Here is a 20,726-nt window from a genome sequence, read left to right on the forward strand (position 1 = left end):
GCCTTATTAGGGTATAACAAAAGCCGGAATCTCCGAACCACTTCGGAGATTCCGGCTTTCATTTATTACTGCCCTGAACTTCTACCCATTGTTGGCATCAAACTCTACACCTGGTGCTTTATGATAAAAAAACCAACAGTCATTCAACAGTTTGATCTGGCGCCGGTCCTTTTTGTAAAAGGCCCGCATAAGCTGGTTGCTGAGCCATTGAGGCAAGCCAATCTCCTCCTCTGCGTTACATCTGTATGTTTAGCATATGGGGTGGGTGCCTAAAGTGTGCTTATCAATTGGATGGCTTATGAATTGAGGGTTAGACTTTGGACGTTATTTTGTAATATGCTTGGCAGTATGGAGCAAAGGAGGAGAACGTGTAAGGATGGAGTCCAAGTCCCTTAGCAATTCGATGAGCCATTCCATGAGCAATGAAGAGCTTCAGGAGTGGGTGGAGCACATTTCAATGGAGAGTTTTGGCGTACCGTTTCGCCATCGTGCCAGCTTTAATTCGCGTCTGTCTTCCACAGGCGGTCGATATTTTATGAAAAGCCATCATATTGAAATTAATCCGCATCAGCTTGCAGCCTACGGGCGGTCTGAGGTAGAAAAAATTATTAAGCATGAGCTGTGCCATTATCATTTGCATTTGCGCGGGATGGGCTACCAGCATCGAGATGCGGATTTTAAAGCATGGCTGGCCCGTGTAGGAGGGAGCAGGCATTGCCAAACTCTGCCGGGAAGAGCGGAGCAGAAACCGCAGCCCTATCGCTACAAGCTGGTATGCGCCTCATGTAGTCAGGAATACTTGCGGAAGCGTAAAATGAACCCCCAGCGTTACCGCTGCGGCAAATGCGGAGGCAAACTTCGTTTGCTGGCACTTGACGGCACTCCCTGAATCATGGTAAATTAAACGTACTGTATGATAATTTACAGCAATGTTCCCTGATAGCTCAGTTGGTAGAGCACTCGACTGTTAATCGAGTTGTCACAGGTTCGAGTCCTGTTCGGGGAGCCATGGAGAGGTACCCAAGTGGCTATAAGGGGACCCTCTGCTAAGGGGTTAGACTGCGAAAGCGGTGCGAGGGTTCGAATCCCTCTCTCTCCGTTGATTTTTCAGATCAGAAAAAGGACGCTCGTATGCATCGGAATGATGCTTGCGAGCGTCCTTTTTTTGTCTATGAAAGCCTGTGGATTTTCAGTTTACAAGGTCCGCTTCGGGAGTTTATCCAGTATATTTAGAAGAGTATGAGCTACGCCATTCTCTACATTGGTCAGGGTAACTTCAGAACAGACGGCCTTGATGTCGTCTTTTGCATTGCCCATAGCGATGCCTTTACCTGCCATCGTTAGCATCGAAATATCGTTATAGCTGTCTCCTACCGCTGCGGCTTCCTCCATGGAAATACCCAGATGATCTGCAAGATAACGCAGTGCGTTTCCTTTGGAGGCATCCTTATGCTCCACTTCAAAGTTACGGTCCGAGGAAATGACCATGTTCAGGCCGGGGAATTCCCGATAACGCTCGCGCCCCCGGTTCAATTTGGCTTGATCAAAGGAGAAGCACAGCACGTTATAAATCTCCACATCCAGCGGAATGTCTTCATACGAGGGAATACGGGTATGCCCGGTCTGTTCATATTGTTTCTCGGCTGCATGTAGCAAAGTATCCAGCGAAATATCCGGATTGGCGCTTAACAGGCGATCCATTTCAACAGCCAGTAGCTGATGTCCGTTTTGTGGAGAATAAATAGCGCGGTCTGTCATGACCTCATAGTAAAAATCGTTTTCGCGCAGCCAGCTCAACACTTCAAACGTTTCACTCCGGTCCATCGGTGTAGAGGTTAGCTGGCGACGATGTGCATCGTGTATGGTCGCGCCGTTTGCTCCGATGACGGGAGTCACAAGTTCTGCTTCCTCCAGCTTGTTCCAGGCATCATAAGCGGCTCTGCCCGTGGCAATGGTCACCTGAACGCCTTGCTGCTGTGCCTTGCGGATCGCGTCTGCGTTCACCTTGCTTATTTTTGCTTCCTCGTTTAGCAGCGTTCCATCCAAATCAATCGCAAACAGTTTCATTTCTCCATCTCCAGTCTTCTTCTATATATCTCATACTTTTTTCACATTACGGAACAATAATTTCAACATCATGACGGCGAAAAACATCCAGCATAGCCGGGTCCGGCAAACAGTCGGTGATAACGATATCCACCTCGTATAAATCGGCAAAGCGGTAAGGAAGGTTTTTACCAAATTTGGAGTGATCCGCAAGAATGATCACCTGATCGGCCTGTTTCATCATTTGGTGCTTGAGCATACCGTCCTCTTCATGATTAATGCTCAGTCCATGGATAGAAATGCCCCCGATCCCAACAAAAGCTTTGTCTACAAAATAGCGGGACAGGGTAGCAATGGCGGAAGAACCGTAGACAAAACGGTGCTCCTTTTGCAAGCGTCCGCCGAGTAGATGAATCGAAACGCCGTCCTTTTCGGAAAGAACATCAGCCTGATTAATCGAATTGGTAATGACCGAGCACTCCTGTACATGGAGCCTTTCGGCACATGCCTGTACAGTGGTGGAGGAATCGAGAATGATGCGATCTCCGTCTCGAACCATACTGGCAGCTATTTGTCCAATGACTTGCTTTTCCTCGGATACAGTGAGTAGTCTCTCTTTATAGTTTCTGGTTAATTCGTGATCCAGTGTGGGTAGAAGGGCACCGCCACGGGTTCGAATAATTTTCTGGTGCTCCTCTAGCTTTACCAGATCCCTGCGGGCCGTATCTCGTGATACATTAAAAAATTCGCAAATATCATCCACCGAAATACGCTTGTGAAGCTGTAGGTAATCAACAATTTTTAGCATCCGCTCTTCTTGATACATAAAAAGCTCCTCTGTTCAAAATGATTTCGGTATTCTGTAAGTGATTATAAGTAAAGTTAAGTCGTTTTGCAATATAATCTCTTTTTATGCTTCTAATAACGTAAAATAAGTGGATTTACGTAAGTGAAGATGCGATTTAATTCTCGGTAAAATACTTATTTTAAATTTTTTAAAAATATGTATTGTCATTCATTCTTCTATTTGATATACTCTTTCTTGTCGCTAAGTTGGTGTATAAAAATGCGGCCCGTTGGTCAAGCGGTTAAGACACCTCCCTTTCACGGAGGTAACAGGGGTTCGATTCCCCTACGGGTCATTGTTGTCTTTATGGACTACATGTTACATGCTTAAGGGAAATTCCTGAAGTCTGATGGCGGACATCTTGGATGAACAGCATGAGCCATTAGCTCAGTTGGTAGAGCACCTGACTTTTAATCAGGGTGTCGAAGGTTCGAGTCCTTCATGGCTCACCATTTATATTTTATTATGCGGTCGTGGTGGAATGGCAGACACGCTATCTTGAGGGGGTAGTGAGCGTACGCTCGTGGAGGTTCGAGTCCTCTCGACCGCATCAATGGAATGAACGAAAAAGTCTCTCGCGGTAGAGGCTTTTTTTGTTTATGTAATGATACAATAAAATAGTCATAATTATGAAATAATGATTCTATAGTATAATATAACGCCATAATGTTATAGAATGATAAGTATAAACTGATGAAGTGACGGTGAAAAATATGGACACTCAACTGTTGGGAGATATATCAGAAAATATTTTGGGTTTGTTTCCGATTGTGAAGAAGAAATTTTTCACCTTCGGCACGCTCGATATTCCTTTACATTTGTCGCCTAATAACTTTCAAGTATTAATGCTTCTGCGGGAGGTGCGCTTGTCAACGGTATCTGAACTATCCAAACAGCTTAATGTCTCGCGTCCGAACATGACCCCTCTTTTGGACAAGCTGGTGGAGCATGGGTTGGCCGATCGCCAGTCGTGTGACTCGGATCGCAGAGTCGTGAATGTGGCGATTACACAAGAGGGCGATGCTTTTTGTGAGCAGGTATTCAATACCTTTTCCAGTAAAATTCAAGAAAGATTGGTGCTTCTGTCGGAAGAGGATTTATTGCACCTGAGTGAAACTTTGAACGAATTAAAGCAGATTTTTCTTAAAATCGACAACGCTACTCCGTAATTGGTGTAAGCGAACTGACGGAAGGCCGCCGTTTTCTTCGGAAAACAGGCGGTTTTTGTTGCATATTGTGGTATAATGAAAACCAACATACATAATTCGGCAATTTTAACATACGTGATCTTTGAAATGGAAACAGGCAACATGATATCGTTATCTGAGAGCCTGCTAGGGAGGAAGGGACTTCTATGCAATCTATTTACCAACGAATTGAGGAGCTTATCAAGGAACGGGGAATGACGAAAAAGGCGTTCTGCGAGCAGTTGGGTATTAGTACAGGGAATTTTGGTGATTGGAAGAGAGGCAAGACGACACCGGGCACGAATAAGCTCATTGAAATCGCTTCGTTTTTTGATGCCAGTCTGGACTGGATCATGTTGGGGCGGGATGTACAGGGTGAGGTGCTGAAGGAGTCGAAGGACCCTTATTTTTTTGATGCATATGGGCAACTGAATTGCCAGGGAGAGCAGCTTAGTGAAACAGAAAAGGATTTTATAATTGAGTATATTGAATTTACCCGCTTCCGTAAAGAGAAAAAGCAGGAAGATTCAACGACGGAATAAACGGGTGCAGAATATTAAAGTGATGATTACCGAATAAGTATGGTTGCAATGAAGGTTGAAATTTTGGGAATAGTTCAAGAAAAGTAAGGGTGTCGGAGGGGATAATTTTGGGAGACCAAACGATTTATCAGCGAATTGAAGCCTTGATTAAGGATCGGGGAATGACGAAGAAGGCGTTTTGTGAAAAGCTCAAAATCAGCTCGGGGAATCTTGGAGACTGGAGAAGAGGCAAAACAACGCCGGGAACGATGCATTTAATCCAGATTTCGGACTTTTTTAATGTATCGCTGGATTGGTTAATGAAAGGTGTCAAGCCGGGAGAGGGCGTACTTCAGGAGCAGAAGGCTGCTTATTTTTTTGGAGTGATGGGGCCATTGAATTGCCAGGCAGAGGATCTGGATACAGAAGAACAGAATTTCATATTAGAATATGTGGAATTTGCGAAATATCGTAAGCAAAAAGGTGAGAATGACAAAACACAGCCTGAATGATCTTCTCGCTAAAGATCACTCAGGTTGAAAACCTGTAAAACGGACCGGCGGGTTCGATTGACGAGTTTATTTGGGTTGCCGATGTTATAGCGTGCCATATACTTGGGGGACGCTCACATCGTTGGTTTCAGAGTGGTGATGCCTCCTTATAATCGTTATCGTCGATGTTGAGGATTGCAGCAACTTGTTTTCTGTACCTTTGTGCTTTGCGGGTGCCGTGAATCAGATTGGACAAGCGTGAAGGCGGGATGTTATACGTTTCACAAAATGTTTTCTGATCCAGCCGAAGTTCGACAAGCCTTTGTTTGATGGCCCACCCGAAGGAGGTGACAGGCATTTTGTTGTTCAAGTGAAATCGCCCCTTACGGATACTTGCGGAATAATTGGTGTGTTATAATAATCATCAGTAAACATGTTAGAATTAACCATCTAAAACTATGATACACGTTTATACGTGTTTTTACAATCTAAAATACGTAACTAAGATAAATTTATTACTTATTTAAGTGATAAATGGTTTGGATAATCCATCTGGAGCCTGTTAACTGTGAGAAATGTCAATTGTGCTCTAGATAAAAAAAGCACTCTGCCACTGAAAAAAAGTGGTGGGAGTGCTTTTGGCGTTGGTGCTGGAAGGGTGAAAATAGGCATCAGGGGGATGCTGGAGGCGTATAATGGGGCCAGACGAAGGAATCAGTCGAATTTCACCCGCGCGGGTGGTTGCTGCTCATATAGGGTGGCTGCGTAATGTAGGAGTTGGACCAGTGTCTTTGCAGAAGGCGACGCTGAAATGCGGTTGGCTCAGTCTCAGGGGTGTTGAATTGCTTCCATGCGTCTAGAAGCTCGTTGGTCATTCGTTGAATAACAGGATTTTTTTCCTCATAAGGAGGATGGAGTAGTTTGGAAGCATCTTCGACACAGAAGGATACTGCCGCGGCAAGGTAGCCGTGAATGGTTTGCTCTACATCATTTCCAAGAGAAACGTTAATCCAGGTATGAACGGTTGCGAGTGTGCCAATCGCATTGTATTGGATGAGTATAGCTTCGAGTCGATCGAATTCAAGCCAAGGGTACAAAGCCTTAGCGAGCTTGAGCAGGCGTTGGCCGGATAGGCGTGACTCTTTCGTGTGCTGTAGGGAAGAACGCTGGGCGTGCAGCATTTTATCAATAAGAGCGATACGCCAACCATCATTTTGCTGAACAGCGATATAAAGACTTTTGATAGCCATGCCATCGAGGGATGTGAACTGAGGATGCAGATCGGTGCGTGCATAGTGTTCCAGGTCTTGCAGACAGGTTAAACGACCATTTCGAAACAGCTCCTTTAGCCCGTAGGAACGAGTGAAGCCACCGACAGGCAGGGAAGGGTCCAACAGCAATGCGTAGTTCAGCAAACGATTGCCTTTTTGCAAAGCGGTTCGCCTCCTTAGAGTATAGTTTTTATGTTATATTAAGTGACTTTAAAATCGAATTAAGAAAAATTTTAGTGATATTATGTAATATATATTTACACTTATGATGCTTACATGTCAAATTAAATATTTTTATAGCTTTTATATGTTAGTTTATTTAACTTTAAAATAATTATTGTATTTATGTTTACAAATAGAATACAAGGGAGTATAATAAATCTGTTGCCTCGAAACATTGGAATTTGCGGTCGTGGTGGAATGGCAGACACGCTATCTTGAGGGGGTAGTGGGCGTACGCCCGTGGAGGTTCGAGTCCTCTCGACCGCATTACATGCAAGACACAGATAAAAAAGCATCCTGACACGTTTTTTACGTGATTGGATGCTTTTTTTGTTATATCCCTTTTTTTCTAGCCACAGGAGCAGCCGCCTGGATCGGCTGCTTGTGAACGGTGATGAAGTGGCTTGTTAGCTTTGCTACAAGAGCTTCTCGATATCCCCCGCCAGTTTATCTGGAGTTGTCTGTGGGGCGTAGCGCTTAAATACGTTACCTTCGCGTGTAATTAAAAATTTAGTAAAATTCCATTTGATCGCTTTGGAGCCTAATACGCCTGGAGCTGTCCGGGTGAGGTAGCGAAATAAAGGGTGCGCCTGATCGCCATTGACATCTGTTTTGGAAAACATCGGGAACGTAACTCCATAGTTAATCTGGCAAAACTCCGAAATGTCCTCGCTGGAACCCGGCTCTTGCTTGGCAAACTGGTTGCTGGGGAACCCCAGGATTTCAAGACCCTGCTCATGGTATTGGTCATATAGCTCTTGTAGCGCCTTGTATTGGGGGGTTAGCCCGCATTTGCTGGCTGTATTCACGATAAGCAGAACTTTTCCTTCATATGTTGACAACGGAATCTCATTCCCTTGCAGGGTTTGCGCATCATATTCATAAACGGTCATGGTATCCCTCCTTATTTGATATTCCACAATTAAATTGTAAGCAATTTAACGAAGGGTTGCAAGTCTATAATAGATGTAATGCGCCGTCTGCGACTGTAAAATCGTATTTTGTCCAAAACGGAAAATTGCACTGCAAATGGGGTGAATTGGCGCTGTTTCTCATCGTAAAACAGGCTCAATCGGCGTTTATCAGGTGCATACAGCAGTTTTTCTTTCTCTTTTACAAAAAAGGGACAAAAAATGCTCTCCATACGCCAATATTGACATGCCCGACATTTTCGAAAAGAGATGAAAAACCGAGATTGAAGGAGCTGGGAGAAGGATATTTATGTTGTAAGCGCTATTATTAATCTCTTATGCTCCAAAGACCGATTTATAACCCCGCAGGTGAGCTTTACAGTGTTCCTTGCGCGGGTGTATGATTCAAGACGTAATTTCAAATTAAGTGAATGAAGCAGCAACGAATTGTCTATAGCGCTGAATTTTGCAGTTGCAAAAGCGGGGGAACCGAACGGGAACTCTACGGCTTTCAGAGCCGTGTGTCTCATGGGGTGAATTTTCCGGCCAAGTGCCAGAAATAGGGCGACTCTCACGTCCGAATCCGACAGCTAACCTCGTAAGCGTACAGGGAGAGGCAACAAACCGCCGTGTGTAGCCATGGTTTATTTTATCATGGTTACGTAAGAAGCCGGAGGAAAGCCTTTTTCCTTCGGCTTCTTTTTGTTGTCTTTTTATACCGGGAGAGGAGCTACTGATGGAAGGTCGGCTAATCATTGTCACTGCACCGAATGAATCGGGCAGAAATTTTGTGAAATTGCTTATGTTCAAAAAACTGGCGTTTGCGGTTCTGACGAATAGCGCTCAGGAGGAACGACAGCTCAAAAAAATGGGTGTGGAGCATGTTGTGCGCATCAATACGATGCAAGCAGGGAAGTGGAATTTTCCCAAAAAAGAAATTGGCTGCGTGTATTTGTTTGAGAACAGCTTGAATCTGACGTGCCGTTTTCTGCAAATATGCCGGCCGCTGACATCGGATTCGGTCTATGTCATTACACACGGCTGTAATCCTCAAGGGATTTATCGAGGTTTGGGAGCGGACCATGTGATCTACACTTTGAATGGAGAGGTGGGTTTTCTGCTGAACGGATAGTCGCTTACGATATGGCTAATTTACATTAAAATTTTTGAATTTAGTTTTATAGCGATTTTACGAGAGTGTAAGAATGATGAATTAAGGACTGGTACGGGAGGGTATGAACATGATGGATATATACATGCTGCTCGTGATGGCTGTGAGTTATGGAGCGATACTGTTGTTTGTACGCTGGTGTAATGCGCAGACCTCCAAAGGAGGGCGAAGAGGATGATGGTTGTGCTTGCGCTTACGGCTATTGTGTTTGTGTATTTAATCTACGCACTCCTGAATCCTGAAAAGTTCTAATCAGGATTCAGGTATAGGATAAAGCGGACGAGGGATAGCAGATCGTGGATGAGGCATCAGAGGCAGCGGGCTTTCGCAAACGTGTGCACTCGCTTGGTGCTATGAAACCGTCTGTTGTCCCAAACGCAGGAGCATTTTGGAGGAGGGAATAGATGATGGAGCTACTGCAGATTGGAATTGTGATTGTGATATTGCTGCTCTTGGTGAAACCAGTGGGCACCTATATATATCATGTATTCTCAAATGAACCGAATCGGACAGATCGGGTGTTTGGCGGGACGGAGAAGCTGATTTATAAGGTTATAGGATTGAAAAAGCTGGAGAGCATGCGTTGGACCACGTACGTTATGAGCTTCATTGCTACGAATGTCGTGCTTGTGGCGATCAGCTATGTGCTGCTGCGCTTGCAGGGACTGCTTCCCGGTAATCCGGCTGGAAACGGCAATATGGAAGCTTCACTGGCATTTAATACAGTGATCAGCTTTATGACCAATACGAATCTCCAGCATTATAGCGGAGAAAGCGGACTTACGTATTTGACGCAGATGGCGTTCGTAACGATGATGATGTTCACTTCGGCTGCTTCCGGTTTTTCGGTTGCTGCGGCTTTTATGAGAGGATTGACGCGGCGCGGTGAAGGGATGGGCAACTTTTTTCAGGATTTTATCAAAGCAATTATACGGATTTTTCTGCCGTTGGCCTTTGTACTTACGCTGGTGCTGGTCGGACTGAAAGTACCGCAGACGCTTCAGTCTACGGCGGATATTACAACGCTGAGCGGAACACAGCAGCAGATTGCTTTGGGACCCGTTGCTTCGATGGAATCGATCAAGCATTTGGGCACGAACGGGGGCGGTTTCTATGGGGCCAACTCGGCGCATCCTTTTGAAAATCCAAATCCCTGGACGAATGTGCTGGAAATTTTGGCGATGTGGGTGATGCCGGCTTCGCTGCCGTATACCTTTGGACTGTTCGCCCGTAATCGCAAGCAGGGCTGGATTATTTTTAGCTCCATGATGGTATTGTTCCTCGTCTTCCTATCCATTACGTATGTGTCAGAGAAAACGGGCAATCCGTTGATTCATGCACTGGGTGTGGATGCTTCTCAGGGAAGCATGGAAGGGAAAGAGGTTCGCTTCGGCATTGGACAATCGGTGTTGTTCACGGCTGTAACGACGGCGGCAACCACTGGCTCGGTGAATAATATGCACGATACGCTGACCCCGCTGGGCGGTATGGCTGCTTTGGGTGAAATGATGCTGAACGTCATTTTCGGCGGTAAGGGCGTCGGGCTGATGAATATGCTGATGTACGCGATTCTGGGTGTGTTTATATGTGGATTGATGGTCGGCAGGACCCCGGAATTTATGGGCAGGAAAATTGAAGGCAAGGAAATGAAGCTGATCGCGATTGCCATTTTGGTACATCCGTTTCTCATTTTGGTGCCGACTGCGCTCGCTTTTATGAGTCATTGGGGGTACGATGCGGTCACAAACCCCGGGTATCACGGATTGACTCAGGTGATATATGAATATGCTTCATCTGCGGCTAATAACGGTTCGGGATTTGAAGGTCTTACGGATAACAACGTATTTTGGAACACGACAACAGGGATTGTTATGTTCTTCGGACGATATGTATCTATAGTTGCACTGTTGGCTGTAGCGGCTTCATTGAATGCCAAAGCACCGACTCCGGTGACGACGGGCACACTTCGCACGGACAACAAGCTGTTTGGTGCGATTTTAATCGGGGTTGTGCTGTTGATCGGCGCGTTGACCTTTTTGCCCGTAATCGTATTGGGGCCTGTGGCTGAATTTCTGACCATGTGAAGAAGATGAACAGGAAGAAGAAAATGAGAATGGATGAACGGGGTGCTTGATCATGAAGGAACAACGCAAACGCATGCTGGACAAAAGCATCTTGAAGCATGCGATCAAGGATAGCTTTATGAAATTAAATCCGATGATCATGATGAAAAATCCTGTCATGTTCGTCGTGGAGATCGGTACATTGGTCGTACTGCTCATGTTGCTGTTTCCCGGTTATTTTGGAACTGGCAACGAAATGGGGTTTAATCTGGCTGTTTTTATTATCCTGCTGTTCACATTACTCTTTGCTAACTTTGCCGAAGCGCTCGCGGAGGGGAGGGGTAAGGCGCAGGCTGCCTCTTTGAAAAAATCCAAGCAGGACACACAAGCCAACAAGCTTGTCGGGGATGAGATTCAGGTGGTCAGCTCGACCGAGCTGCGTAAAGGTGACATTGTGATGGTGTCCCAGGGCGAGATGATTCCGAGTGATGGTGAGGTGATTGAAGGTCTTGCCTCAGTGGATGAATCGGCGATTACGGGAGAATCGGCTCCAGTGATCAAGGAATCAGGTGGTGATTTTTGCTCGGTAACCGGCGGGACGCGCGTGGTCAGTGACCGAATTAAGGTGCGGATTACGACAGAGCCGGGTGAGACGTTCATTGATAAAATGATTTCGCTCGTGGAAGGCGCACAGCGGCAAAAGACGCCAAACGAAATTGCGCTGAATACCCTGCTGATCAGCTTGACGATTATTTTTCTGATCGTGGTGGTTACGCTGGCACCGATTGCCCGTCATTTTAACATTGACCTGCCTGTTCCCGTGCTGATCTCGTTGCTGGTCTGCCTGATTCCTACAACGATTGGAGGACTGCTGTCAGCCATCGGGATTGCCGGTATGGACCGGGTCACCCAGTTTAACGTGCTGGCGATGTCAGGTAAGGCGGTAGAAGCATCCGGGGACATCAACACGATGATTCTGGACAAAACGGGTACAATTACCTTTGGTAACCGGATGGCGAGCCAATTCGTGCCTGTAGGGGGCGTAGAGGAGACAGAGTTAGTGAAGTGGGCTGCGATGAGCTCGATGAAGGATGAGACGCCCGAGGGGCGCTCAGTTCTGGAGTTGATGCGCAAGCAGGAGCACACGCTGGATGAATCCTTGGCAGCAGGAGGGACCTTTATCGAGTTCAAGGCGGAAACTCGGATGAGCGGTCTGGATCTGGCCGATGGACGAAAGGTACGTAAGGGCGCGGTGGACTCTGTCCGGCAGTGGGTACTATCGCAAAACGGCAGCGTTCCAGCCGATCTGGAGGAAAAAGCGAATCAGGTGGCCTCTGAAGGAGGTACGCCGCTGGCTGTCGCGCTGGATGATAGGATATATGGCATTATTTATTTGAAGGACACGGTGAAGCCGGGCATGAAGGAGCGGTTCGATCAGCTCCGGGAAATGGGCATACGCACGATCATGTGTACCGGGGATAATCCGCTGACAGCCGCGACAATTGCACGGGAAGCGGGTGTAGATGATTTTGTGGCTGAAAGCAAGCCGGAGGACAAAATCGCAGTCATTCGCCGTGAGCAGGAGCTGGGCAAGCTGGTTGCCATGACCGGAGACGGTACGAATGATGCTCCTGCGCTGGCACAGGCTGACGTCGGGCTGGCCATGAACAGTGGTACGGTCGCGGCCAAGGAAGCCGCCAATATGGTAGACCTGGATTCCGATCCGTCCAAAATTATTGAGGTGGTCGCTATTGGCAAGCAGTTGCTTATGACACGCGGTGCTTTGACAACATTCAGTATCGCGAACGATGTTGCCAAATATTTTGCCATTATCCCGGCAATGTTCATGCTGGCGATTCCGCAAATGAGCGCATTAAACGTGATGGGGCTTGGCTCTCCGTTGTCTGCTATTTTGTCGGCGCTGATCTTCAATGCTGTTATTATTCCGCTTCTGATCCCGCTGGCCATGAAGGGCGTGAAGTATAAGCCCATGAGCTCGGATCGCCTGCTGGGACGGAATTTGCTGATTTACGGTTTGGGTGGTATGGTGGTGCCGTTTGTCGGCATTAAAGCCATTGATTTGCTGGTGCATTTGTGGATTTAACGCAGCCTGTGAAGGTGTGCATTTCGGATACTGAATGGAAGCAGAAAGGGTGAGCAACATGAGTGGCTTTTATCGGATGATGTCCGGACGCAGATTTGCTGCACACGAAAAAGCCGGGTCTGCCGGGCAGGGGAATAACAAGCGTCCAGAGACGGATGCTGTGCCGAATGGACAGCCGGAGAGAGAAGAGATGCGGGGAGGCACCATTGTTGGCGTGGCGTTGCGTACCTCGGTGCTGATGATCCTGCTGTGTGGCCTCGCTTACCCGCTGGTTAGCACGGGCGTGGCACAGGTATTGTTTCCGCAGCAGGCGAATGGCAGTATGCTTCGTAATGCGGAGGGTCAGGTAGTCGGCTCCGAGCTGATCGGGCAGTCCTTTGCCAATCCAGCGTTTTTTCAGGGGCGGGTATCAAGCATTGATTATAATGGGGCCGGTTCAGGCTCCAGTAACTACGCACCGTCCAATCCGGCCTTGATACAGAGGGTTAAGGATTCGATAGCAGGTTGGCAGAAAAATAATCCGGATGTACCGATCAGTCAGGTTCCGGTGGACCTGATTACGAACTCCGGCTCCGGCCTGGACCCGCATATTTCGCCACAGGCGGCACGGGTTCAAATTCCGCGTATTAGCCGCTTGACGGGTATTGCGCCGGATAAACTGAAAGCACTGGTGCAGGAGCAGACCGAAGACCGCAGCGCCGGAGTATTTGGAGAGCCGCGTGTGAACGTGCTCAAGCTGAACCTTGCGCTTGAAGCGCAAACGCAGGTACAGTCAGCCAAGCCATAGAAGGATCAAAAAAAGGTATTCCCGAGCGATAAGCTTGAGGGATACCTTTTTTATGGGATTGGGATGCTCTCGGATGGATAAAGCTGCAAGAAAGTGTTTTATTCCTTATGGGGGATATGAATTTTTGTTCGCTTATTTACTTAGCTTTACATTGCTTGATGAATTTTTGGCTTTCCTTAAGGCTGAAGCGAGTACGCACATGTATATAAATACAACAATACCTATGATTAAATAAGACAACTTAATATTCATTAGATCCGTAAGAGTACTGCTCAAAATAGGGCCGATCATTAGGCCAATCGAGTATGCCGTGTTATAAAGTGCAAAAGTAATTCCATAAGAATGATTTCCACTTCGTTGAGAAATATCAGCAAGTTGAGGTAAGCAGGGAGCAAGAACCATACCCATGCTCACCCCTAAAACAGCTAAAATGACAGCTTGAAACGATAATGTTTCTGGAAGTGCGGTCAGAGGAAGAGCAATGGATACCATAAGTAGACCGAGGAGAATTCCGTTTTTATAGCCGACCTTACTGGAAAACTGTCCTATAAAAGGCGTTGCCAGGCCATAAGCAAGGGTGGGAATGGCAAATAATAATCCAATAAGTCCAGGGTTAGCGCTAAAATTGTGCTGTAGGTGTAACGGTAATGTGGGCTCAAGTACGCTTGGGATGGATGCGCCGATAATCACAACTCCAATAACCAAAAGCAAATCTTTATTTTTCATGAACGAGAAAGGGGAAATATACTTTTCATTTTTCGCTTCCGGAATATCATGCAGGAGTATTAACCGAAGTACAGCATCGATGACGGCCAAGGAGATGGCAAAGTAAAAAGGAAGCTGGTAACTTCCCCATTGATACAACCAACCGCCAATTGTCGGTCCGAGAAGGGTCCCGGCGGCTTGACCGGATAATGCCAAGCCCATGGCTTTGCCACGTTCTTCAGATGGATATAGATCAGCCAAGAGAGCGAGCCCTGCTGTCCAGGTCATTGCGGCTGCGATTCCCTGAAGAGCGCGTGCCACTACAAGCAGCCAGAGAGTGTGGGCTATGGCAAACATTAAAGTGGAGGCTATGAGTCCAATTAACCCCCATAATAGAGGTGTCTTTCTCCCAATCCGATCCGTTAATAGGCCAAAAATAGGTGTAGCTATAAATAATGCGATTGCATAACTGCTGAATAAGAATCCGATTTCGGTTTGAGTTGCTCCCAGAGAATCTGCGTACCTTGGTAGAATGGGAACGACTAATCCATAGATTAACATATCAATGAATACAGCTAATCCGACAACAATTAGTGCAGCTTTTTGCTTATTTTGTGCCCCTTTACTCCTTTTCATTATTACATCCTCCTCATGAATTTTTTCTGATTTCCTCTTTGATTTGTTTAACAAATTTTAATTGAAGCTCGCATTGATCATAAATATTTCTGAAAATTAACATGACGTTTACGGGGATATTCATAAGTTCAGCTTTTTGTTCCTGCCCCAATTTCATATCTCTATAGATTTTTTCGATGGCTTGCTGTTGAGAGCTTAAAGCCTCTTCAATTTCATGGAGCGCAGCCTCATCCATAAAAGTTAAAGCTGTGTACAGTGCTGTTGGAAATACAACAGAAGATTCTTTAAATGATTCGATTAAAAGCCGACTAAACTCACTTTTTCCAGTCTCCGTGATCGCATATATAGCTTTTGACCGATTCCCTGTCTGTTCTAACGTTTTCAAATGTACAATTCCTTCTGAATCCAGCTTTTTTAAGGCATGATATATAGAAGCTGGTTGCACATAAGCCCATTTATCCGTTTGAGCGGATTGCATCTTTTGTTGTATTTCATATCCGGACATTGCTCCATATTGTAATAAAAGACCAAGAACCATTACACGAGTCGTACTCAAAATGATATCTCCTCCATAATTTTATTGCTAAATGTTTTATACTAAAATTTTAGTATAGGATTATAGTCGGATTATATCATTACAGTCCAATGAAGTAAAGGTTTAGTTGCTTAATCCAACAGTACCGCTTGGTTATTGAATAACGGTATCAATTTGTGAAAGATGTCATTAGAGAAGCGGTCAAAATAATCCCTTTATATGGGGTAGTTTTTTTACTGATTAAGTCTAATGAAATTACAATAGCTTTTGATTATAAATTTAGCTTGAAAAACATTAATTCAATATTTACTTTAGGAAAATAAGGAGGTAGAATATTTCTTGTGATGTATACTAAATATTTAGTATTATATATTTTTTAAAAAATATATAGTTATTAATGTTTTCTATTTGAGAGGAGGGAACATATGAGTAGTTTATAACGAGACTTACATTTAGATCGGAAAGATACTTTCTGTAAGGGGAGTGATCTGAAATGTTAAGCAAGGTGATCAACGATATCTGCTTTATTAGAGAAATGGATCCGGCAGCAAATAGTTGGCTTGAAATAGTATTATGTTATCTGGGTTTTCATGCTCTCATATTCTATCGAGTATCTCATTTTCTTTTTTCAGTTCGTTTGTATTTATTCGCCCGAATATTATCTAATTGGGGACGTTTTTTTACGGGAATAGATATACACCCAGGTGCGGAGATGGGGGATGGGATTTTTATAGATCATGGTATTGGAGTTGTTATAGGTGCGGAAGCCAAAGTGTTAGGTCCTATTAAAATTGGCCGATTACTCCAAAATAGGAGCAGGTGCAGTTGTATTAAAAAATGTTCCCTCCAATTCTACTGTCGTTGGTGTTTCGGCTGGCATAGTGAAATGGTACGGATATCCTATCATAAAAAAACAACAAGCATAATAAGTCGGTGGTCAGTTTTCTAAAGTGGTCAAATTTAGAGGAGGAACTATTATGCATAAGCAAGCCCCTGTTCAATTATCCAAATTAATTCAGAATGAAGCCAAGTATTTCTGGTCTCCATCCGTTCGTTGGTGTAAAACAGAGGACACCATTGAAATTGAGCATTCAGTATTCTCTGGTATAGCACTTGAATTATTCCCTGAGTTATACTACATAACGCAAAAAGGCATAAAGTTGGAATCACTTATTGAGCATTATTCTCATTTAAATCAAGAATTACTTTGTGATTTTATCAAACATTTGATTAATGAACGTATATTAGTAAATTCTATATTATCACCTCAGGAGCTTCTTTATCCGCATAATTACCTTGTACACAACCTCCACCACGAAGACACTTTCATTGATCCGGAACAATACAATCAATTCAAACAAAAACAGCTTGAACGCACATTTTCGAATGTTATGGAGTACGATCTTCCCTTAGAGGATGTTTCTTTCCCAGAAGAAATTGTAAATCGCAGATCTTTTCGTAATTTTGATATAAATCGTAAACTTCCATTTAAAACATTTTCAAAGCTTATCTCTGTTTTTAAACAGACTATAACTGATGGGGAGATTCGCTATTTCTATGCAACCGATGGCGGACTATATCCAATCGATATATTCATTTACGTTAAGGATGCCCGGATAGAAAAGGTGAAGGCAGGCTTATATTACTATAATCCTGTATGTAATATGCTTCAAATGGTAAGCAGTGCCTGTGTTATCACACAGGAAGCGCATTATGCTCAAAATCAAGAAATATTTAACACATCGGCTTTTTCTGTATTTATGGTTTATAACAGCGAGGTTACAATGCCGAAATATGGTGGAATGGGATATTTGTATGCCGCTATTGACTGTGGAATTATGGTGCAACTGTTGACTCAAGTAGCTGAGCTTGAGCAGGTGGGGTTGTGCTCTATTGGTGATATGAATTTCCGTAAAATTAAAAAATATTTCAAACTAAATTCCAGTCAGGTTATGCTGCACTCCATTGAAGTTGGGCTCAAGTAAATAGAACGATGGAACCTCGGCAGGGAGGAATAACAATATGACTATCCACAGTCTATTTGAAAAGCAAGTAGTAGCTAATTCAGATCATCTCGCTGTTGTCAGTTGTGAAAAATACCTCACTTATCGACAATTAAATGAAAAGTCCAATCAATTAGCTGAAGTATTGGTTGAGCATAATGTTTGTACTGGTTGTATTGTCGGAATTATGATGGAACGCTCTGTCGATATGATCATTGCAGTATTAGCAGTCCTTAAAGCTGGAGGAGCTTATTTGGCCCTTGATCCAGGTTACCCTGAGGAGAGAATTAAATTCATGCTGAGTGACAGCAATTTGAAGTTGCTGCTTACACAACAGCACTTAAGATCTCCTAATCATCCGGGATTAAGTAAATTAACAGTGACTGAACAACTGTATTCCAATCGTTCGACCAACAATTTGGAGCGGAATGTTTGCTCAAGCGATCTTGCCTATCTAATCTATACATCAGGTTCAACAGGGCAGCCTAAAGGAACCTTATTAGAACATAAGGGAATTGAAAATTTACAGTCAATTTGGACAAATAAATTCCATATTACTTCAAAAGATCGAATTGGTCAGTTCGCCAGCTTTTCATTCGATGCCTCTGTATGGGAAATTTTTATGGCACTTTTTAATGGGGCAACCTTATATATTATTCCTCAGGAAATAATACATCAGACCCTCGATTTTGAGTCCTATGTTTCAGAAAATATGATTACTGTACTAACATTGCCCCCAAGTTATGCTGTGTATTTGGAAGCTTCGCGTATTACGAATTTAAGGTTGATGATAACAGCAGGATCGTCATCATCCGGTAATTTGGTAAATCAATGGAGCCCGTATACAACTTATGTGAATGCGTATGGACCCACCGAAGCGAGCATATGTGCTTCTTTATGGATGGCTCCTTCAGCATTTTTTGAAGGTAATTCGGTTCCTATAGGCTCGTCATTGCCGAATACGAATTTTTATATTTTCGATGAGCAACTGAACCCTGTTGATTGTGGAGAAATTGGAGAACTTTTCATAAGCGGATGTGGGCTAGCAAGAGGCTATTTGAATCGTCCAGAGCTTACAAAACAAAAATTCATCCAACATCCAACAATTCCAGAAACAACAATATATAGAACCGGTGATTTAGTTCGGATGCTTTCTGATGAAAATTTGGAATATCATGGGAGGACGGATCAGCAAGTAAAAATACGTGGGCATCGGATTGAATTGGAAGAAATCGAAGTAATTCTTCTTAAACATAAAGAAATCACAGAAGTAGTGGTGCAGACTATTCAGGGCGAGCAGGATCAATTGCAGTTGTGCGCGTATTATGTAGCCCGAAATGCGATAAACACAACTGAGTTGCGTCAGTTTATCAAGCAAGAATTGCCGATTTATATGATGCCAACTTATTTTGTTTATTTATCTGAACTTCCTATGACCATTAATGGAAAAGTGGATCGAAAAGCTCTTCCTATTCCAACTAGGGATTTATCGGGACAACTTAATCATCAGCAGCCTCGCACTGCTTTAGAGGAACTTTTATGCCTACTAATGAGTGAGGTTCTTGGTGTAGGCCAGGTGGGCATATATGATAACTTTTATGATTTGGGTGGTGATTCAATTAAAGCCATTCAATTATCTGCAAAGTTGAACTCTCATAATCTAAAGCTCAGTAGTCATCATCTTTTAAAACAACCTACTATTGCACAATTTGGTCAGTCAATTCAACAGATTCTCCGTAAGAGTGACCAAGGTAAAGTTTTGGGGAATGTCCACCTTACCCCTATTCAGCATTGGTTTTTTACAAAAAAGTTAACAGATAAACATCATTGGAATCAATCTGTCCTGTTTTATAATCCAGAGCGGTATGAAACGGAGGTTTTGTTCAGTGCTTTGAAAACGTTGGTTGAGCATCACGACGCGCTTCGAATGACTTACCAAATGGAGGATGGCATTTTAACGCAGACGAACATGGATATGAGTCCTGAGGTATTCAGCTTCAATATACTCAACGTGCCGCATGAGGATGAAGAACAATTTATTATCAACCAAATTTCGGAGATTCAAGGAAGTAAGAATCTGGAAATAGGCCCATTGGTACATTTAGGACTGTTCAGAACCAAGACAGGAGATCATTTGTTGCTGTCTATACATCATTTAGTGATGGACGGAATTTCATTACGTATATTAATGGAAGATTTTTCAAAGTCCTATGAGCAGCTTATTGAAGAGAGACAGGTTGTACTGCAAGGGAAAACAGATTCATACCGAGTATGGGCCGAGGCATTAGAAAAATATTCATGTAGTGAGGAGATAGTAAAACAAATACCCTATTGGCTGGATTTTAATACAAAAGTTAATCAGGAATCATTACTGTGGAAGAGAGATCAAGTACAGGTATCAACACAAAGGAACAAACGTAATTTAAAATTTGCTCTGTCAAAAGAAAACACAAAATGGCTTCTTGGTCAAGTTCATCATGCGTATAACAACGAAATAAATGATATTTTGATAACTGCTTTAGGGATAGCTCTGCATGACTGGCTTGAAATCAGACAAATTGTAATCAATATGGAATCCCATGGTCGTACTGATATTTTACCTGATATTAATATTACACGTACAGTCGGTTGGTTTACATCTCAGTGCCCCGTACTTCTATGCATGCATGAACCTGACAATTTGCCTGATTGGATTATAAAAACCAAAGAGAATCTTAGAACTATTCCGAATAAAGGTTTGGACTATGAGGTACTAAAATATCTTAGCCCGGAAAGTTTGAGGGCGCCCTTGATATTTTCTATTGAGCCAGAAATTAATTTTAATTATTTAGGTCAACTTGACCAAATCTCAAATTCTCCATATTTCCAACTTTCTCCTTACAGTAGTGCAGCTTCCTTTGGACCTGAGGGATTAGGGAATATTAGTCCTAATAATGAACTGTGTTATGCACTTGAAATAACAGGATATATCGAGGGAGATCAACTACATTTTTTTATCGGCTATGATAGTACACGAATTAGTGTACAAGAAATCCAACATTTGGCGGAGGGGTATGAAAAGCAGCTTATCAGGATTATTCAGCATTGCATAGACAAGAAGGAGCAGGTGCGCACTCCAAGTGATTTTACAATGAAAAATTTAAAGAATGAGGATTTAGATTTGATTTATGATGAGCTTCTCAATTCGTTAAATACCTAAATCCATTAGATTAGGCGGGTGAATAAA

At 43.8% G+C, this 20,726-nt stretch carries 19 protein-coding genes, 6 tRNA genes and 1 riboswitch; of the genes, 17 read left to right on the plus strand and 8 right to left on the minus strand.

The annotated features are described in order from the left end of the window. Positions 1 to 81 precede the first annotated feature (81 nt). On the minus strand, positions 82 to 216 hold the full coding sequence (gene cmpA / locus AC0WRU_RS06345; protein WP_007429337.1) for a cortex morphogenetic protein CmpA: 135 nt from the start codon (positions 214 to 216) through the stop codon (positions 82 to 84). 160 nt (positions 217 to 376) lie between these two features. Between cmpA and AC0WRU_RS06350 the strand changes: the two genes are divergently transcribed. The 3 genes from AC0WRU_RS06350 to AC0WRU_RS06360 all read left to right on the plus strand — a co-directional run bounded on the left by AC0WRU_RS06350 (position 377) and on the right by AC0WRU_RS06360 (position 1,099). Further along, on the plus strand, positions 377 to 889 hold the full coding sequence (locus AC0WRU_RS06350) for a SprT family protein (protein ID WP_476127679.1): 513 nt from the start codon (positions 377 to 379) through the stop codon (positions 887 to 889). Between the two features lie 44 nt (positions 890 to 933). After that, positions 934 to 1,009 (plus strand) — tRNA-Asn (locus AC0WRU_RS06355). Between the two features lies 1 nt (position 1,010). Further along, positions 1,011 to 1,099: transfer RNA gene (locus AC0WRU_RS06360), tRNA-Ser, on the plus strand. 95 nt (positions 1,100 to 1,194) lie between these two features. Here the strand turns inward: AC0WRU_RS06360 and AC0WRU_RS06365 are convergent. Together AC0WRU_RS06365 and AC0WRU_RS06370 are read right to left on the minus strand one after the other, a co-directional pair. Then, complete coding sequence (locus tag AC0WRU_RS06365) at positions 1,195 to 2,067, minus strand: Cof-type HAD-IIB family hydrolase (RefSeq protein WP_476127680.1); 873 nt, start codon at positions 2,065 to 2,067, stop codon at positions 1,195 to 1,197. Positions 2,068 to 2,113: 46 nt separating this feature from the next. Beyond that, positions 2,114 to 2,872 carry a DeoR/GlpR family DNA-binding transcription regulator gene (locus AC0WRU_RS06370; RefSeq protein ID WP_476127681.1) on the minus strand — a complete coding sequence of 253 codons (759 nt, stop codon included), beginning with the start codon at positions 2,870 to 2,872 and terminating at the stop codon, positions 2,114 to 2,116. Between the two features lie 244 nt (positions 2,873 to 3,116). Between AC0WRU_RS06370 and AC0WRU_RS06375 the strand changes: the two genes are divergently transcribed. From AC0WRU_RS06375 to AC0WRU_RS06400, 6 genes are all read left to right on the plus strand, one after another. Continuing rightward, a tRNA-Glu gene (locus tag AC0WRU_RS06375) sits at positions 3,117 to 3,188 on the plus strand. An 81-nt stretch (positions 3,189 to 3,269) separates the two neighbouring features. Beyond that, positions 3,270 to 3,345: transfer RNA gene (locus AC0WRU_RS06380), tRNA-Lys, on the plus strand. A gap of 15 nt (positions 3,346 to 3,360) precedes the next feature. After that, positions 3,361 to 3,443: transfer RNA gene (locus tag AC0WRU_RS06385), tRNA-Leu, on the plus strand. Between the two features lie 163 nt (positions 3,444 to 3,606). After that, positions 3,607 to 4,062 (plus strand): MarR family winged helix-turn-helix transcriptional regulator, encoded by a 456-nt coding sequence (locus AC0WRU_RS06390; RefSeq protein WP_025682797.1) that lies wholly within the window; start codon positions 3,607 to 3,609, stop codon positions 4,060 to 4,062. Between the two features lie 185 nt (positions 4,063 to 4,247). Beyond that, positions 4,248 to 4,622 carry a helix-turn-helix domain-containing protein gene (locus AC0WRU_RS06395; protein WP_025682796.1) on the plus strand — a complete coding sequence of 125 codons (375 nt, stop codon included), beginning with the start codon at positions 4,248 to 4,250 and terminating at the stop codon, positions 4,620 to 4,622. 107 nt (positions 4,623 to 4,729) lie between these two features. Continuing rightward, on the plus strand, positions 4,730 to 5,113 hold the full coding sequence (locus AC0WRU_RS06400) for a helix-turn-helix domain-containing protein (RefSeq protein ID WP_014280376.1): 384 nt from the start codon (positions 4,730 to 4,732) through the stop codon (positions 5,111 to 5,113). A 127-nt stretch (positions 5,114 to 5,240) separates the two neighbouring features. On the opposite strand, the gene AC0WRU_RS06405 is transcribed toward AC0WRU_RS06400, so the two are convergent. Next, positions 5,241 to 5,462 (minus strand): hypothetical protein, encoded by a 222-nt coding sequence (locus AC0WRU_RS06405; RefSeq protein WP_025682795.1) that lies wholly within the window; start codon positions 5,460 to 5,462, stop codon positions 5,241 to 5,243. Positions 5,463 to 5,817: 355 nt separating this feature from the next. Continuing rightward, a complete protein-coding gene (locus tag AC0WRU_RS06410; protein WP_476127682.1) occupies positions 5,818 to 6,525 on the minus strand; it encodes an urease accessory protein UreF in 708 nt (235 codons plus the stop codon). A gap of 244 nt (positions 6,526 to 6,769) precedes the next feature. Here AC0WRU_RS06410 and AC0WRU_RS06415 point away from each other — a divergent pair. Continuing rightward, positions 6,770 to 6,852 (plus strand) — tRNA-Leu (locus tag AC0WRU_RS06415). Positions 6,853 to 7,001: 149 nt separating this feature from the next. Here AC0WRU_RS06415 and AC0WRU_RS06420 read toward each other — a convergent pair. Continuing rightward, complete coding sequence (locus AC0WRU_RS06420) at positions 7,002 to 7,478, minus strand: glutathione peroxidase (RefSeq protein WP_476127683.1); 477 nt, start codon at positions 7,476 to 7,478, stop codon at positions 7,002 to 7,004. 465 nt (positions 7,479 to 7,943) lie between these two features. Further along, positions 7,944 to 8,117: riboswitch (cyclic di-AMP (ydaO/yuaA leader) on the plus strand. Between the two features lie 115 nt (positions 8,118 to 8,232). Between AC0WRU_RS06420 and AC0WRU_RS06425 the strand changes: the two genes are divergently transcribed. The 5 genes from AC0WRU_RS06425 to kdpC all read left to right on the plus strand — a co-directional run bounded on the left by AC0WRU_RS06425 (position 8,233) and on the right by kdpC (position 13,621). Next, on the plus strand, positions 8,233 to 8,628 hold the full coding sequence (locus tag AC0WRU_RS06425; RefSeq protein WP_476127684.1) for a hypothetical protein: 396 nt from the start codon (positions 8,233 to 8,235) through the stop codon (positions 8,626 to 8,628). Between the two features lie 216 nt (positions 8,629 to 8,844). Beyond that, complete coding sequence (gene kdpF, locus AC0WRU_RS06430; protein WP_420795084.1) at positions 8,845 to 8,919, plus strand: K(+)-transporting ATPase subunit F; 75 nt, start codon at positions 8,845 to 8,847, stop codon at positions 8,917 to 8,919. A 155-nt stretch (positions 8,920 to 9,074) separates the two neighbouring features. Continuing rightward, on the plus strand, positions 9,075 to 10,751 hold the full coding sequence (gene kdpA, locus AC0WRU_RS06435; RefSeq protein WP_476128587.1) for a potassium-transporting ATPase subunit KdpA: 1,677 nt from the start codon (positions 9,075 to 9,077) through the stop codon (positions 10,749 to 10,751). Between the two features lie 52 nt (positions 10,752 to 10,803). Further along, a complete protein-coding gene (kdpB, locus tag AC0WRU_RS06440) occupies positions 10,804 to 12,834 on the plus strand; it encodes a potassium-transporting ATPase subunit KdpB (RefSeq protein WP_476127685.1) in 2,031 nt (676 codons plus the stop codon). 58 nt (positions 12,835 to 12,892) lie between these two features. Beyond that, complete coding sequence (gene kdpC, locus AC0WRU_RS06445) at positions 12,893 to 13,621, plus strand: potassium-transporting ATPase subunit KdpC (protein WP_476127686.1); 729 nt, start codon at positions 12,893 to 12,895, stop codon at positions 13,619 to 13,621. Between the two features lie 132 nt (positions 13,622 to 13,753). Here kdpC and AC0WRU_RS06450 read toward each other — a convergent pair whose 3' ends face one another. Both AC0WRU_RS06450 and AC0WRU_RS06455 read right to left on the minus strand, forming a co-directional pair. Next, a complete protein-coding gene (locus AC0WRU_RS06450) occupies positions 13,754 to 14,962 on the minus strand; it encodes an MFS transporter (RefSeq protein ID WP_476127687.1) in 1,209 nt (402 codons plus the stop codon). 13 nt (positions 14,963 to 14,975) lie between these two features. Next, positions 14,976 to 15,518, minus strand: a complete 543-nt coding sequence (locus tag AC0WRU_RS06455) for a PadR family transcriptional regulator (RefSeq protein WP_476127688.1) — start codon at positions 15,516 to 15,518, stop codon at positions 14,976 to 14,978. 956 nt (positions 15,519 to 16,474) lie between these two features. Between AC0WRU_RS06455 and AC0WRU_RS06460 the strand changes: the two genes are divergently transcribed. Both AC0WRU_RS06460 and AC0WRU_RS06465 read left to right on the plus strand, forming a co-directional pair. Further along, positions 16,475 to 17,482, plus strand: a complete 1,008-nt coding sequence (locus AC0WRU_RS06460) for a SagB/ThcOx family dehydrogenase (RefSeq protein ID WP_476127689.1) — start codon at positions 16,475 to 16,477, stop codon at positions 17,480 to 17,482. A 37-nt stretch (positions 17,483 to 17,519) separates the two neighbouring features. Then, entirely contained in the window at positions 17,520 to 20,699 is a 3,180-nt protein-coding gene (locus AC0WRU_RS06465) for an amino acid adenylation domain-containing protein (RefSeq protein WP_476127690.1), read from the plus strand. The last annotated feature ends 27 nt before the right edge of the window (positions 20,700 to 20,726 follow it).

The organism is Paenibacillus sp. 1-8, assembly GCF_056316205.1.